Annotated in this window: 12 protein-coding genes and 1 riboswitch; of the genes, 3 read left to right on the forward strand and 9 right to left on the reverse strand. The window is 63.4% G+C overall.

What is annotated here, in order from left to right:
• Positions 1-298 precede the first annotated feature (298 nt).
• Complete coding sequence (cobN, locus tag PVE35_RS25305; protein ID WP_277373374.1) at positions 299-4045, reverse strand: cobaltochelatase subunit CobN; 3747 nt, start codon at positions 4043-4045, stop codon at positions 299-301.
• A 101-nt stretch (positions 4046-4146) separates the two neighbouring features.
• Positions 4147-5193 (reverse strand): cobalamin biosynthesis protein CobW, encoded by a 1047-nt coding sequence (gene cobW / locus PVE35_RS25310; protein ID WP_277373375.1) that lies wholly within the window; start codon positions 5191-5193, stop codon positions 4147-4149.
• 93 nt (positions 5194-5286) lie between these two features.
• Positions 5287-5482, reverse strand: a riboswitch (cobalamin riboswitch).
• An 86-nt stretch (positions 5483-5568) separates the two neighbouring features.
• On the opposite strand from cobW, the gene PVE35_RS25315 reads away from it, so the two are divergent.
• The 3 genes from PVE35_RS25315 to cobM are packed head-to-tail and all read left to right on the forward strand — an operon-like array spanning position 5569 to position 7338.
• On the forward strand, positions 5569-6006 hold the full coding sequence (locus PVE35_RS25315; protein ID WP_277373376.1) for a cobalamin biosynthesis protein: 438 nt from the start codon (positions 5569-5571) through the stop codon (positions 6004-6006).
• Positions 6007-6008: 2 nt separating this feature from the next.
• Positions 6009-6554, forward strand: a complete 546-nt coding sequence (locus PVE35_RS25320; RefSeq protein WP_268180102.1) for a hypothetical protein — start codon at positions 6009-6011, stop codon at positions 6552-6554.
• A gap of 28 nt (positions 6555-6582) precedes the next feature.
• Positions 6583-7338, forward strand: a complete 756-nt coding sequence (gene cobM / locus PVE35_RS25325; protein ID WP_268180104.1) for a precorrin-4 C(11)-methyltransferase — start codon at positions 6583-6585, stop codon at positions 7336-7338.
• Between the two features lie 222 nt (positions 7339-7560).
• Here cobM and PVE35_RS25330 read toward each other — a convergent pair whose 3' ends face one another.
• The 7 genes from PVE35_RS25330 to atpD form a co-directional block, all read right to left on the reverse strand.
• Entirely contained in the window at positions 7561-7791 is a 231-nt protein-coding gene (locus PVE35_RS25330; protein ID WP_277373377.1) for a hypothetical protein, read from the reverse strand.
• Positions 7788-9638: a glutamine--fructose-6-phosphate transaminase (isomerizing) gene (glmS, locus tag PVE35_RS25335; RefSeq protein WP_277373378.1), complete on the reverse strand. Its 1851-nt coding sequence runs from the start codon at positions 9636-9638 to the stop codon at positions 7788-7790. The genes PVE35_RS25330 and glmS overlap by 4 nt, the downstream gene beginning before the upstream one ends.
• Before the next feature lie 12 nt (positions 9639-9650).
• The gene (locus tag PVE35_RS25340; RefSeq protein ID WP_277373379.1) at positions 9651-10421 is read right to left on the reverse strand and encodes a DeoR family transcriptional regulator; all 771 of its coding nucleotides are present in this window, start codon (positions 10419-10421) and stop codon (positions 9651-9653) included.
• A 156-nt stretch (positions 10422-10577) separates the two neighbouring features.
• Positions 10578-11189 (reverse strand): LysE family transporter, encoded by a 612-nt coding sequence (locus PVE35_RS25345; RefSeq protein WP_268180112.1) that lies wholly within the window; start codon positions 11187-11189, stop codon positions 10578-10580.
• 114 nt (positions 11190-11303) lie between these two features.
• Positions 11304-12680 carry a bifunctional UDP-N-acetylglucosamine diphosphorylase/glucosamine-1-phosphate N-acetyltransferase GlmU gene (gene glmU / locus PVE35_RS25350; RefSeq protein WP_277373380.1) on the reverse strand — a complete coding sequence of 459 codons (1377 nt, stop codon included), beginning with the start codon at positions 12678-12680 and terminating at the stop codon, positions 11304-11306.
• A gap of 117 nt (positions 12681-12797) precedes the next feature.
• Positions 12798-13223 carry a F0F1 ATP synthase subunit epsilon gene (locus PVE35_RS25355; RefSeq protein ID WP_037000971.1) on the reverse strand — a complete coding sequence of 142 codons (426 nt, stop codon included), beginning with the start codon at positions 13221-13223 and terminating at the stop codon, positions 12798-12800.
• Between the two features lie 80 nt (positions 13224-13303).
• Entirely contained in the window at positions 13304-14680 is a 1377-nt protein-coding gene (gene atpD / locus PVE35_RS25360; RefSeq protein ID WP_268180114.1) for a F0F1 ATP synthase subunit beta, read from the reverse strand.
• Positions 14681-14697 lie beyond the last annotated feature (17 nt).

Genomic DNA, 14697 nt, shown 5'->3' on the forward strand with positions numbered 1-14697 from the left:
GCGGGAGGGGCTTCAGCCGCGAGTTTTTCGCCGCTAAAGCGCCTCCCACGGCATCCCCTGAAACCGTAGGGTGAGTTAGCGGCGCAAAGCGCAGATCTTAAAGCCACGCCAGAAAGTCGCGCGCCGCGTAACCCACCGGGCGATGCATGGCGTGGCACCTATGGTGGGTTACGCCGCACTCAGTTCGGTGAGCCGGCCAGACACTGCGACAGGTGGCTGACCCTCCCTACGAACTCGGCGGTGCCGGATGACCCCCTCTCCCCCAGCCCCTCTCCCATAAATGGGAGAGGGGCTCGCATCAGCTTTCCTCGCTATTGAGCAGCAGATTTTCCAGTGCCTCGCGGTATTCGCCAGGGTTCTCCCACAGGCCACGCTGCTGGGCTTCCAGCAAACGTTCGAGGATGTCGTTGAGCGCGCCAGGGTTGTGCTGCTGGATAAAGTCGCGGGTGTCCTTGTCCAGCAAATAGGCATCGGTGAGCAGCGCGTATTGGTGGTCGTCGACCAGCTCGCTGGTGGCGTCGAAGGCGAACAGGTAGTCGATGGTCGCGGCCAGCTCGAAAGCGCCCTTGTAGCCGTGACGCTTCATGCCCGCGATCCACTTGGGATTGGCAGCACGGGCGCGCACCACGCGGTTAAGCTCTTCCTTGAGGCTGCGAATACGCGGGGTATCCGGCTGACTGTTGTCGCCAAAGTAGCTGGCCACCTTGAGCCCGCGCAGGGTTTCCACCGCCGCCAGCATGCCGCCCTGGAACTGGTAGTAATCGTTGGAATCGAGGATGTCGTGCTCGCGGTTGTCCTGGTTATGCAGCACCGCCTGCATCTGCTCCAGGCGCTCGACGAAGCGCTGTCGCGCCGGCGCGCCCTCCGCGCCGCTGCCGTAGGCGTAGCCACCCCAGTTCAGATACACCTCGGCCAGATCCGCGCGGCTCTGCCATAGGCGTTCCTCGATGGCGTTCTGCACCCCGGCGCCATAAGCCCCTGGTTTGGCGCCGAACACCCGCCAGCCGGCCTGCCGGCGCGCTTCGGCTTCATCCAGGCCGCCGTCCTCGAGCGCCAGCGATTCGCGCCAGACCCGCGCCGACAGCGGGTTCATGTCTTCCGGCTCGTCCAGCTCGATCACCGCTTGCACGGCCTCGTCGAACAGGCGAATCAGGTTGCTGAAGGCATCGCGGAAGAAGCCCGACACGCGCAGGGTGACGTCCACCCGTGGGCGACCGAGTTGTTCCAGCGGCAGCACCTCGAAACGCTCGACGCGCTGGCTGCCCGGCTGCCATACCGGGCGCACGCCCATCAGCGCCAGCGCCTGGGCGATATCGTCGCCCCCGGTGCGCATGGTCGCCGTGCCCCATACCGACAGGCCGAGCTGGCGCAGGTGGTCGCCTTCGTCCTGTAGATGGCGCTCCAGCAGGCGATCCGCTGCCTGCACGCCGAGGCGCCAGGCAGTGGGCGTGGGCAGGTGGCGCACGTCGACAGTGAAGAAGTTGCGCCCGGTGGGCAGTACATCGAGGCGCCCGCGACTGGGCGCGCCACTCGGCCCAGCAGGCACGAAACGCCCTTGCAGCGCCGCCAGCAGGCCGCCCATTTCGGCATCGCCGCATGCATCAAGCAAGGGCGCGATATGTTCGGCCAGGCCGTCTAGGATAAGTGCCACCTCGGCGCCAAAGGCTTCGCTGCGTGCTCCTGCGAGGCGCTGTTCGATCAGCCTCAGCGCCAGCAGCTCCAGGCGCTCGCGGGTGTCACCGACGGTACGCCACAGGCTGTTATCCACAGCCTGCAACGCCTGTGGACGCAACCCTTCCCAGACCTGGCCCATATCGCAGTCGAGCGGATCGAGGCCCAGTTCCAGGCCACGGGCCAGGGCGCGCAGCAGGCTGGCATTGGCGCCCTGGCCATCGCCACGGGGGATGCGCAGCAGCGCCAGCAGGGTGTCGCGGCGCAACTGGCCAGCCGGCGACTCACCGAACACATGCAGGCCATCGCGGATCTGCGATTCCTTGAGGTCACAGAGGTAGGCGTCGAGCTGCGGCAGCCAGCTATCGCCGTCATCGTTGAGTTGCAGGCCCAGTTCGCGGTCGAGGCTGGCCTCGCGCACCTTGGCCAGAATCTCGCCGCGCAGCTCCACGGCGCGGCGCTGGTCGAGCTGGCTGGCGTCGTAATACTCGTCGGCCAGGCGCTCCAGATCGCGCAACGGGCCGTAGCTCTCGGCACGGGTCAAAGGCGGCATCAGGTGATCGATGATCACCGCCTGGGTGCGGCGCTTGGCCTGCGCGCCCTCGCCCGGGTCGTTGACGATAAAGGGATAGACGTTGGGCAGCGGGCCGATCAGCGCCTGCGGCCAGCAGCCCTCGGAGAGGCCGACGCTCTTGCCCGGCAGCCATTCCAGGTTGCCGTGCTTGCCGACGTGGATCAGCGCATCGGCGGCGAACACCGTGCGCAACCAGGCATAGAAGGCGATATAGCCGTGCGGCGGCACCAGATCCGGGTCGTGATACACCGCCGCGGGGTCGAGCTGGTAGCCACGTGCAGGTTGGATACCAACGAAGGTCAGGCCGAAACGTAGGCCGGCAACCATCATCCGCCCGCTGCGGAACATGGGATCGTTCTGCGGCTCACCCCAGCGCTCGCGCACGGCCTGCTGATTGGCCGGCGGCAGGCTGTGGAAAAACTTCAGGTAGTCGTCCAGTGCCAGGCTTTGCGCACAGGGACGTGAATCCAGGCCGTCGAGATCGTTGGTGACGCCACCGAGCAGGCTGTGGACAAGTGCGGTGCCGCCGTCTGGCAAGTTATCCACCGGGTACCCCTGGGCCTGCAGGGCGCGGAGGATATTCAGCGCAGCAGCCGGCGTATCCAAGCCGACGCCGTTGCCGATGCGGCCATCGCGGGTCGGGTAGTTGGCCAGGATCAAGCCTATTCGCTTCTGATCGTTGCTTTTGATCGCCAACTGGCACCAGTTATGCGCCAGTTCGGCGACGTAGGCCATACCCGACTCATGCGCCTGATAGCACACCACGTCGCACTGGCTGCGTTCGCTGCGCCAGGCCAGCCCCTTGAAGCTGATGGCAGTGCCGATCAGCCGACCATCCAGTTCGGGCAATACCACGTGCATGGCCAGATCGCGCGAGCCCAGGCCCTGGGCGCTGGCCTGCCACTGCGCCTGGTTATCCAGCGAGCAGATGGCCTGCAGCACCGGGATGTCGCGGCGGAACACCCGCGCCTGCGGCGCCTCGGGGTTGGACAGGGCAAAGCCGGTGGTGTTGATGATCAGTGCGGCGCAGGTTTCGTCCAGCCAGGCTTGTACCTGATCCAGGCAGGCCGGCTCCTTGAGGCTGGCCACGGCAATCGGCAGCGGGTTGAGGCCCTGACCAAGCAGGTGCTTGCAGAAGGTCTCGACGAAGGCGGTGTTCGCCGACTGCACATGGTTGCGGTAGAACAGCAGCGCCACCACAGGCGCAGCCGGCTGCCACTGCGCCTGCCAGTCAGCCAGCGCCGCCGAGCTACGCTGCGGGTGATAAAGACCGACACGTGGCAACGGCTGCGGCTCCTGCCAAGGGTCATCGCGGCCCAGCCAACGGCTGCCGATGCAGCGAAATAGCTGGCGGGCATTGTCCAAGCCGCCCTGGCGCAGGTACTGCCAGAGGCGCTGGCTGTCTTCTTCAGCAACGTTGCCGAGGGCATTCAGCTCCGGGTCGGGCTTGTCGTCGCCCGGCACCATGATCACCGTGGCGCCCCGCACCCCCAGCTCCACCAGGCGCTCGACGCCATAGCGCCAATAGCTCACCCCGCCATGCACCGAGATCAGGATGACCCTGGCATGCTGCAGCACCTGTTCGACGTAGTAGTCCACCGAGGCGTTGTTGCTCAGTTGCGCCGGGCTGGCCAGGCGCAGGCTGGGGTAGTCGTCCGGCAGTTGCCGGGCGGCTTCGGCCAGCAGCGACAGGTGCGAATCTCCTGTGCACAGGATCACCAGTTCGGCCGGGGTCTGGCCGAGGTCGGCGATGCTGTCGACCGGCAACTGGGCGCCGGGCTGGGTGCGCAGGAGGTGCATTTAAGCGAGCCGCAAGCGGCAAGCCGCAAGCTGCAAGTGGAAGCAAGCGCTGCACGCAGTAGTGCTTACTTGCGGCTTGCAGCTCGCCACTTGCCGCTTCATCAAACCGCCGCCTTCAGCTCGGCCTCGATGGCCGCGCGGTCGAGCTGCTGGCCGATCACCACCAGGCGGCTCAAGCGTGGCTCGTCGGCCTGCCAGGCACGGTCGAAATGGCGGTCGAAGCGCTGACCGACACCCTGCACCAGCAGGCGCATGGGTTTGCCGGGGATCGCTGCGAAGCCTTTCACCCGCAGAATGCCGTATTTCGCCACTGCGTCCTTCAGCGCAGCCAACAGGCGTGCCTCCTCGGCTTCCGGTAGTTCCACGTGGAACGAGTCGAATTCCTCGTGATCGTGGTCTTCGTCTTCATCGTCGTGGTGGGTGCGGCGGCTGTCGATATGCAGCTCGGTTTCGCTGTTCAGGCCCAGCAGCACGCTGATCGGCAGATCACCACCATGCGCCTCGATCACCTTCACCGCTGGCGGCAGCTCCTCGGCCACCTCGGCGCGCACGGCAGCCAGTGCCTCGGCATCGATCAGATCGGCCTTGTTGAGGATCACCAGGTCGGCGCTGGCCAGTTGGTCGGCGAACAGTTCGTGCAGCGGCGACTCATGATCGAGGTTGGGGTCGAGCTTGCGCTGCTCGTCCACCTGATCGGGGAAAGCAGCGAAGGTACCGGCGGCAACGGCCGGGCTGTCGACCACGGTAATCACCGCATCGACGGTGCAAGCGTTGCGGATTTCCGGCCAGTTGAAGGCCTGCACCAACGGCTTTGGCAGGGCCAGGCCGCTAGTCTCGATGAGGATATGGTCGAGGTCGCCACGGCGCGCCACCAGCTCGCGCATCACCGGGAAGAACTCTTCCTGCACGGTGCAGCACAGGCAACCGTTGGCCAGCTCGAAGACGCGGCCGTTGGCCTCTTCCTCGCTGCAGCCAATGGAGCACTGCTTGAGGATCTCGCCATCGATGCCCAGCTCGCCGAACTCATTGACGATCACCGCGATACGGCGGCCGCCGGCATTGGCCAGCAGGTGGCGCAGCAGGGTGGTTTTGCCGGCACCGAGAAATCCGGTGACGATGGTGACGGGCAGTTTGGCGAGGGTTTTCATGAAGGATCCCGTGGCGTCGATAAGTTCGGCGGACGGGTACGCGCAGGCGGGCACGCAGGAGCGTGCTGGCCGCATCGGATCACCCCGTCCGAGCAGATGGCTGGTTGTCGAGGCAGGTCTCCTGGCTCACGGCTTGCGCGGCGCGCATCCCTTCACCTTCCCGCCGGTTGGCAGTGGTCTAACGAAGGGCATAACCGTTCACAGTTGCGGGGGCAGCCAGGGCATCGACCCTGTTCCCTCTTAGCTCCCCGACCGCTGGCCGGGAAGAACCTCGAAAACAAGAAGGCTACGCAGGCCGCGACGGCCGGTCAATCGCGGTTGACCATCCGCAGGTGCCATGATGAGCTACGCCACCGCTCAAACCAAATGCCGCTCATGTTGCCAACCGCCTCTGATCGCTCATCCACCTCACCGATACAGGTCGTCGCTGGATTGGGGTGTCGCCGTGGCTGTAGCCTGGACGAGCTACTCGACCTGCTTATCCACAGCCTGGCTCGGCATGGACTGACGGCGGACAACCTGGCAGGCCTGGCCAGCATCGCCCACAAGCGCGACGAAGCCGGCCTGCACGCCCTGGCTGAACACCTGGGCCTTGAGCTGTCTTTCTTCTCGCCCGAGCAACTAAGCGCCTACCTGGCAAAGACAGGCGGCAACCCCCTCAGCCAAGCCACCACTGGCAGCCCAGCCGTAGCCGAGCCCTGCGCACTGGCGTTGGCAGCGCGCCTGGGCATATCGCCCTGCCAGCTCGGCGAGAAAACCCGCAGCGCCAGCGCCACCTGTGCGCTGGCCACCTTCACCGATACGAGCATCTAGCTGTGGACTACTTCGAGAACGTGATCAAGACCTTGCTTGAGGGCGAAGGATATTGGGTGCGCCAATCCTTCAAGGTCAATCTCACCAAGGAAGAGAAAAGGGAAGTTGGCAAACACTCTATCCCTCGCCCCGAAATCGATCTACTGGCTTACAAGCCAAACGAAAACAGGTTGCTGGCCTTTGAAGCAAAGTCCTTTCTGGACTCGCCCGGCGTCAGGCTCTCATGCCTCAGCGAAAGCCATGATGTTCCTGAGGGCAAATACAAGTTATTTACCTGCGAGAATTACAGAAAGATCGTTTTTCAACGACTCAAGCAAGACCTGATTGACTGCGGAATGGGTAATGCCAGCACCGAGATCGTTTTAGGGCTTGCTGCCGGCAAGGTCTATCAGTCGAAGAACTCCGAAATCAAAGAACTGTTTTCCCGCAACGGCTGGCTGTTCTGGTCACCGGAGGACATCCGTAACAAAGTGATCGATCTCGCTAAGCGCGGCTACGAAAACGAGCCAGCCATCATCACTGCCAAAATTCTGATGCGCCAACCGTGAAAAGCCATGAACTCCTTGAGCACAATACATGACCGTCTACTTTATCGGCGCCGGCCCCGGCGACCCCGAGCTGATCACCGTCAAGGGCCAGCGGCTTATCCACAAATGCCCAGTCATCCTCTATGCAGGGTCGCTGGTTCCCGAAGCCGTGTTACAGGGCCACAGCGCCGAACAGGTGGTGAACACCGCCGAACTGAATCTGGGCGAGATCATCACACTACTGCATGAGGCCCATAAGCGCGGCCAGGACGTCGCCCGCGTGCACTCCGGCGACCCGTCGCTGTACGGCGCCATAGGCGAGCAGATTCGCGAACTGCGTGCGCTGGGTATTCCCTTCGAGATCATCCCCGGCGTCACCGCCACCGCCGCCTGTGCGGCGCTGCTGGAATCAGAGCTGACCCTGCCCGGCATCGCCCAGACCGTGATCCTCACCCGCTACGGCACCACCTCGCCCATGCCCCAGGGCGAGCAATTGCAGGATCTGGCCCAGCACCGCGCGACCCTGGCCATCCACCTGGGGGTGCGCCATCTGCCGGCCATAGTCGACGAACTGCTGCCGCACTATGGCGCCGACTGCCCCATCGCGGTTATCCACAGGGCGAGCTGGCCGGATCAGGACTGGGTGTTGGGCACACTCGCCGATATCGAGGAAAAGGTCGCCGCCAAGGACTTTCGCCGCACGGCGTTGATCCTGGTCGGGCGCGTGCTGGATCCAGGTGCCTTCGCGGAATCTGCACTGTATGACGCAGCGCATCGGCACCTCTACCGTCCCGGCACTGATTGAACCTTGGCGAGAAACCGCACAAAGCGCTGAAAACCTTTAATGGCAAGGCTTTCAGAACTTTATCAACAGGATAGGAAGCGACTTATCCAAGAACCCTGTGGATATTGGACAAGCCGGCGATCACTTTCTGTACAACTGGCTGTAAAGCCCTATTTGCAAGGGCTTCAGCCAACTGTCACGATGATATCCACAGCTTGATCCACGCCAACTGTGAGCAACTGCTCAGAGCTGTACTTCCACCCGCTTGATACCCAAGCCGCGCAGCTCGACCATCAACGCATCCAGACTGGTGAAGGTCTGCACCTGCTCGGCATCATCCACAAGAAAGAAACTGCGCCCGGCATCCTTGTTGAAGAACACGATCCATTCGCTGATATTGGCCGGGTTGACCATGATCTGGGTGTGGAACACCACGCCATCGGCCAACCGCTTGATTACGTCTTCGCGCTTCACTCGACAGTCACACTCTTGGCCAGGTTGCGCGGCTGGTCGACGTCGGTGCCCTTGAGCACCGCGACGTAGTACGACAGCAATTGCAGCGGCACGGTGTAGAGGATCGGCGCGAGCAAGTCGTTGATATGCGGCATGGCCACCACATGGGTGCCCTCGCCGTTGCTCATACCGGCCTGCTGGTCGGCGAAGACGATCAGCTCGCCGCCACGGGCCCGCACTTCCTGCAGGTTGGACTTGAGCTTTTCCAGCAGCTCGTTGTTCGGCGCCACGGTGACCACCGGCATATCGGCATCCACCAGGGCCAGCGGGCCGTGCTTGAGCTCACCGGCCGGGTAGGCCTCGGCGTGGATGTAGGAGATTTCCTTGAGCTTGAGCGCCCCTTCCATGGCCACCGGGTACTGCGCGCCACGGCCAAGGAACAGGCTGTGGTGCTTCTCGGCGAACAGCTCGGAAATCTTCTCCACGGTCTTGTCCATGGCCAGGGCTTCGCCCAGGCGGGTCGGCAGGCGGCGCAGCTCTTCCACCAGCTCGGCGCTCAGCGCCTTGTCCAGAGTGCCGTGCACCTGGCCGAGAGCCAGGGTCAGCAGCATCAGGCCGACTAGCTGGGTGGTGAAAGCCTTGGTGGAAGCCACGCCGATTTCCGGGCCGGCCTGGGTCAGCAGGCACAGGTCGGATTCGCGCACTAGCGAGCTGGTGCCGACATTGCAGATCACCAGGCTGGCCAGGTAGCCGCCCTGCCCAGGCGCCTTCTCCTTGGCGTTGCGCAGCGCGGCCAGGGTGTCGGCGGTTTCGCCGGACTGCGAGACACTGACGAACAGGGTATCCGGCTGCACCACCACCTTGCGGTAGCGGAATTCGCTGGCCACCTCGACCTGGCAGGGAATGCCGGCCAGCTCTTCCAGCCAGTAACGGGCGACCATACCGGCGTGGTAGCTGGTGCCACAGGCGACGATCTGCACGTTCCTGACCTTGGCGAACAGCTCGGCGGCCTGCGGGCCGAAGGCCTGCACCAGCACATGGTCGCTGCCCAGGCGGCCTTCCAGGGTGCGCTGCACCACCTTGGGCTGCTCGTGGATCTCCTTGAGCATGAAGTGGCGGTATTCGCCCTTGTCGGCGGCCTCGGCACCTTCGTGGTACTGCACGGCTTCGCGCTGTACCAGCTGACCGGCGGCATCCCAGATCTGCACGCCGTCGCGACGGATCTCGGCGATATCGCCTTCTTCCAGGTACATGAAGCGATCGGTGACCTGGCGCAGGGCCAACTGGTCGGAAGCGAGGAAGTTCTCGCCCAAGCCCAGGCCGATCACCAGCGGGCTGCCGCTGCGCGCGGCGAGCAGGCGATCCGGCTGCTTGGCACTGATCACCGCCAGGCCATAGGCGCCGTGTAGTTCCGGGATGGCGGCCTTGAGCGCGGCGGTGAGGTCGCCGAGCTGCTGCAGTTTGTGCTCGAGCAGGTGGACGATAGTTTCGGTGTCGGTATCGGAGGTGAAGACGTAACCCAGGCCCTTGAGGCGCTCGCGCAATTCCTCGTGGTTCTCGATGATGCCATTGTGCACCACGGCCAGCTCGTGCCCGGAGAAGTGTGGATGGGCATTGCGCTCGCTGGGCGCGCCATGGGTGGCCCAGCGGGTGTGGGCGATGCCCAGACGCCCGGCCAGCGGTTCGGCCTGCAGCGCAGCCTGCAGCTCGCTGACCTTGCCGACGCGGCGGCGGCGGTCGAGTATGCCCTGCTCGGTCAGCAGCGCCACGCCGGCGCTGTCATAGCCGCGGTATTCCAGGCGCTTGAGGCCTTCGATCAGAACCGGGGTGATATTGCGCTCTGCGATGGCGCCTACGATTCCGCACATGGTGCTCTCCTTTTAGTTTTCCAGCGGCGCGAGGATTAGCTGGATGCCGCGCGCGCGTATCTGTTCGGCCGCCTGGGTATCCAGGCGCTCGTCGGTGATCAGGGTATGGACGCTGCCCCAGGGCAGCTCCAGATTGGGGATACGGCGGCCGATCTTGTCGCTCTCGACCATGACGATGACTTCGCGGGCGACTTCAGCCATCACTCGCGACAGGCCGAGCAGTTCGTTGAAGGTGGTGGTGCCACGCTCCAGGTCGATACCATCGGCGCCGATGAATAGCTGGTCGAAGTCGTAGGAACGCAGCACCTGCTCGGCCACCTGGCCCTGGAAGGATTCCGAATGCGGATCCCAGGTGCCGCCGGTCATCAGCAGCACCGGCTCATGCTCCAGCTCACGCAGGGCGTTGGCCACATTGAGCGAGTTGGTCATCACCACCAGACCGGGCTTGTAGCCGAGCTGGGGGATCATGGCGGCCGTGGTGGTGCCGCTGTCGATGATGATGCGCGCGTGCTCGCGGATACGCGCCACGCCAGCGCGGGCGATGGCCTGCTTGTGCGGGGAGACGGGCTGCGCCGGCTCGCCGATCAGTTCCTGCGGTACCGGCACGGCGCCACCATAGCGACGCAACAGCAGACCGTTCTTTTCCAATGCGGCAAGATCCTTGCGGATGGTCACTTCGCTGGTGGCGAAGTGCTGCGCCAGGGCGTCCACGCTCACTTCGCCCTGCTCGGCGAGCAAGGCGAGAATGGTGTGGCGACGTTGCGGCGTGTTGCGCTTCGACATCTTTAAGTTTCGATCCGAAAGATAATGGCGCGAATCAAAACATAAAAGAGCTGCAAGCTGCAAGCTTCAGGCTTCAGGCTTCAATACGTGGGCGAAGGTCAATCGCTTGGCAAGCTCTTGCTTGCAGCTTGTGGCTTGAAGCTTGTAGCTGCCTTTTCAGTTAAGCGTCAGTTTGACCCCGAAACCGACCAGGCACAGCCCCGCCAGCTTCTCAAGGCCACGCGCGATACGCGGATTGGCGCGCATGCGCTCGGCGAGAAAGTGCGTCAGCAGCACGATCAGCAGGCCGTAGAGGAAGGTCAGCGCCATGATGGTCATGGCCATGAAACCGAACGTAACCAGGCCCTGATGGCGCTCTGGGTCGATGAACAGCGGAAAGAAGGCCATGTAGAAGATGATGGCCTTGGGGTTGAAGACGGTGATCACCAGGGTTTGCCACAGGTATTGGCGCGGCTTGATCTCCAACGTCGGCGCCGCCCCCGGCTTGGCCAGCAGCATGCGCAGGCCCAGGTAGACCAGATAGGCCGCCCCCAGCCATTGCACCAGATGGAAAGCCGCAGGATAGGCCTTTAGCAGCGCGGCGACCCCGGCCACTGCCAGCCACAGCAGCACCTGGTCGCCGAAGATGATGCCGAAGGTGGAGGCCAGCCCACCGCGAATGCCGCCCTTGCCGGTGGACAGGATCAACGCCAGGTTACCCGGCCCTGGAATGGCCAGCAGGATGATGAAGGCCACCACGAAGGCGGCGTAATCCGTCACACCGAACATGAATTGAGCCTCAAGCTACAAGCTACAAGCTACAAGCTACAAGCTACTCAGAGCTTGGCCATACATACCTAACTACAATCACAGCCACCGCACCCGTGTCTTTCTTCTTGCAGCTTATGGCTTGCGGCTTGTAGCTGCTTTGGTCGGCCGCTTCCAGCCTTCGATATTGCGCTGCTTGGCGCGCCCCACCGCCAGCGTGTCCGCCGGCACGTCACTGGTGATCACCGAACCTGCGCCCGTGGTGACGCGGTCGCCGAGGTTGACCGGTGCCACCAGCGCGCTGTTGGAGCCGATGAATACGTCCTCGCCCATCACGGTGCGGAATTTGTTGGCACCGTCGTAGTTGCAGGTGATGGTGCCGGCACCGATGTTGGTACGGGCGCCGATCTCGGCATCGCCCAGGTAGCTCAGGTGGCCGGCCTTGGCGCCCTCGCCCATGACCGCGTTCTTCAGCTCGACGAAGTTACCCACATGGGCCTTGGCACCCAGCTTGGTGCCGGGGCGCAGACGAGCGAACGGGCCGCAGTCGGCGCCCTCGCCCATTTCGGCGCCATCCAGATGGCTGTTGGCCTTGACGATGGCGCCCTTGCGCAACACCGAGTCCTTGATCACGCAGTTCGGGCCGATCTGCACATCGTCCTCGATCACCACCTTGCCTTCGAGAATGACGTTGATGTCGATGGTCACGTCGCGGCCAACACTGACCTCACCACGCACGTCGAAACGATGCGGGTCACGCAAGGTGACGCCCTGGGCCATCAGGCGGCGGGCCATACGCTGCTGGTAATGGCATTCCAGTTGGGCAAGCTGGATGCGGTCATTGGCACCCAGCACTTCCATCTCGTCGACCGCACGTTCGGTGGCCACGATCAGGCCATCGGCTACCGCCATGGCGATGACGTCGGTCAGGTAGTACTCGCCCTGGGCATTGCTGTTGGACAGGCGGCCCAGCCAGTCGGCCAGACGCTTGCCCGGCACGGCGAGGATGCCGGTGTTGCCTTCACGGATCTGCCGCTGCGCTTCGCTGGCGTCCTTGTGCTCGACGATGGCCTGCACCACACCCTCGGCGTCACGCACGATGCGACCGTAGCCGGTGGGGTCGGCCAGCTCGACGGTGAGCAGGCCTAGCTGATCGTCACTGACCAGAGCCAGCAGGCGCTCGAGGGTCGCGGTCTCGATCAGCGGCACGTCGCCGTAGAGGATCAGTACGCGCTCGGCACTCAGGTGCGGCAGCGCCTGGGCCACGGCATGGCCGGTACCCAGTTGCTCGGCCTGGATGACGAAATTCAGGTCATCAGCCGCCAACCGCTCACGCACCTTGTCAGCGCCATGACCGATCACCACCTGGATGCTCTGCGGCTGCAAGCTGCGTGCGGTATCGATGACATGACCGAGCATGGGCTTCTCGGCTACCGGGTGCAGAACCTTGGGCAGGGCGGAACGCATGCGGGTGCCTTGGCCGGCAGCGAGAATGACGATATCGAGCGACATGAACGAGGATTCCTTGGCGACCACCGGCACACGGGGTGCCAGCACGATCAAATGGCAGAAAAAGAAAAAGGGTAGCCAAGGCTACCCTTTCTCGAACCACGGTTGAAGCAGGCAGCCTTAGCCGCCGAACTTCTTGCGCAGTTGCTGGACGGTACGCAGCTGGGCTGCGACTTCGGCCAGGTGAGCGGCGGCGGAACTGTAGTTGAACTCAGAACCCTGCTCGCTCAGCGCTTTCTCGGCGGCCTTGAGGGCCTCCTGAGCAGCGGCTTCGTCGATGTCGGCGGCGCGTTGCACGGTGTCGGCGAGAACCTTGACCATGTTCGGCTGCACTTCGAGGAAACCACCGGAGATGTAGAACACCTCGGCTTCGCCACCCTGCTTGATCAGGCGGATCGGACCCGGTTTCAGGTCGGTGATCAGCGGCGCGTGGCCCGGAGCGATACCCAGATCACCCAGGTTGCCGTGCGCAATCACCATCTCCACCAGGCCGGAGAAGATCTCCGCTTCCGCGCTGACGATATCGCAATGGACTGTCATAGCCATACGCTTGCCTCAGGTTACAGGCTGTGGACAACCGCAGTTATCCACAAACCTGATGCGCCCGTTGCCAGGCGCATGGGTGATTACAGTTTCTTCGCTTTCTCGATGGCTTCGTCGATGCTGCCGACCATGTAGAACGCCTGCTCCGGCAGGTGGTCGTAGTCGCCCTTGAGGATGCCGCTGAAGCCAGCGATGGTGTCCTTGAGGGAAACGTACTTGCCTGGCGAGCCGGTGAAGACTTCGGCCACGAAGAACGGCTGGGACAGGAAGCGCTGGATCTTACGCGCACGGGATACCAGTTGCTTGTCCGCTTCGGACAGCTCGTCCATACCCAGAATGGCGATGATGTCCTTCAGTTCCTTGTAACGCTGCAGCACGTACTGAACGCCACGAGCGGTCTCGTAGTGTTCGTTGCCGATGACGTTCGGATCCAGCTGACGGCTGGTGGAGTCCAGCGGGTCAACGGCCGGGTAGATACCCAGGGAAGCGATGTCACGGCTCAGTACGACGGTGGCGTCCAAGTGGGCGAAGGTGGTCGCCGGGCTCGGGTCGGTCAGGTCGTCCGCGGGAACGTAGACGGCCTGGATCGAGGTGATCGAGCCTTTCTTGGTGGAGGTGATGCGCTCCTGCAGAACGCCCATCTCTTCGGCCAGGGTCGGCTGGTAACCTACTGCCGACGGCATACGGCCGAGCAGTGCGGATACTTCGGTACCGGCCAGGGTGTAACGGTAGATGTTGTCGACGAACAACAGTACGTCACGGCCTTCGTCACGGAACTTCTCGGCCATGGTCAGGCCGGTCAGGGCGACGCGCAGACGGTTGCCTGGTGGCTCGTTCATCTGACCGTAGACCAGGGCTACCTTGTCCAGAACGTTGGAGTCCTTCATCTCGTGGTAGAAGTCGTTACCCTCACGAGTACGCTCACCCACACCGGCGAACACGGAATAACCGCTGTGCTCGATGGCGATGTTACGGATCAGTTCCATCATGTTCACGGTCTTGCCGACACCGGCACCACCGAACAGACCAACTTTACCGCCCTTGGCGAACGGGCAGACCAGGTCGATAACCTTGATGCCGGTTTCCAGCAGGTCGTTGCCGCCGGCTTGCTCGGCATAGCTCGGTGCAGCGCGGTGGATTTCCCACTGCTCTTCTTCACCGATGGGGCCGGCTTCGTCGATCGGGTTGCCCAGCACGTCCATGATCCGGCCCAGGGTCGCTTTACCGACCGGTACCGAGATGGCCTTGTGGGTACGAGTGATGTCCAGACCGCGCTTGAGGCCTTCGGTCGAACCCATCGCAATGGTACGCACCACGCCGTCGCCCAGCTGCTGCTGAACTTCCAGAGTGGTTTCAGCGCCGACTACTTTCAGCGCCTCGTATACGGCTGGCACCTGATCACGCGGGAATTCCACGTCGATAACGGCGCCGATGATTTGAACGATACGTCCGCTACTCATCTTTGGTTCCTCAGAAT

The sequence above is a fragment of the Pseudomonas sp. AA-38 genome, from assembly GCF_029457475.1.
Taxonomy (GTDB): domain Bacteria; phylum Pseudomonadota; class Gammaproteobacteria; order Pseudomonadales; family Pseudomonadaceae; genus Aquipseudomonas.

Bases quoted from the DNA above. Each gene is read 5' to 3' on its own strand.
- glmU (WP_277373380.1), bottom strand. From the start codon at position 12,680: ATGTCGCTCGATATCGTCATTCTCGCTGCCGGCCAAGGCACCCGCATG.
- PVE35_RS25345 (WP_268180112.1), bottom strand. From the start codon at position 11,189: ATGTTCGGTGTGACGGATTACGCCGCCTTCGTGGTGGCCTTCATCATC.
- atpD (WP_268180114.1), bottom strand. From the start codon at position 14,680: ATGAGTAGCGGACGTATCGTTCAAATCATCGGCGCCGTTATCGACGTG.
- cobW (WP_277373375.1), bottom strand. From the start codon at position 5,193: ATGAAAACCCTCGCCAAACTGCCCGTCACCATCGTCACCGGATTTCTC.
- cobN (WP_277373374.1), bottom strand. From the start codon at position 4,045: ATGCACCTCCTGCGCACCCAGCCCGGCGCCCAGTTGCCGGTCGACAGC.
- PVE35_RS25355 (WP_037000971.1), bottom strand. From the start codon at position 13,223: ATGGCTATGACAGTCCATTGCGATATCGTCAGCGCGGAAGCGGAGATC.
- cobM (WP_268180104.1), top strand. From the start codon at position 6,583: ATGACCGTCTACTTTATCGGCGCCGGCCCCGGCGACCCCGAGCTGATC.
- PVE35_RS25340 (WP_277373379.1), bottom strand. From the start codon at position 10,421: ATGTCGAAGCGCAACACGCCGCAACGTCGCCACACCATTCTCGCCTTG.
- glmS (WP_277373378.1), bottom strand. From the start codon at position 9,638: ATGTGCGGAATCGTAGGCGCCATCGCAGAGCGCAATATCACCCCGGTT.
- PVE35_RS25315 (WP_277373376.1), top strand. From the start codon at position 5,569: ATGTTGCCAACCGCCTCTGATCGCTCATCCACCTCACCGATACAGGTC.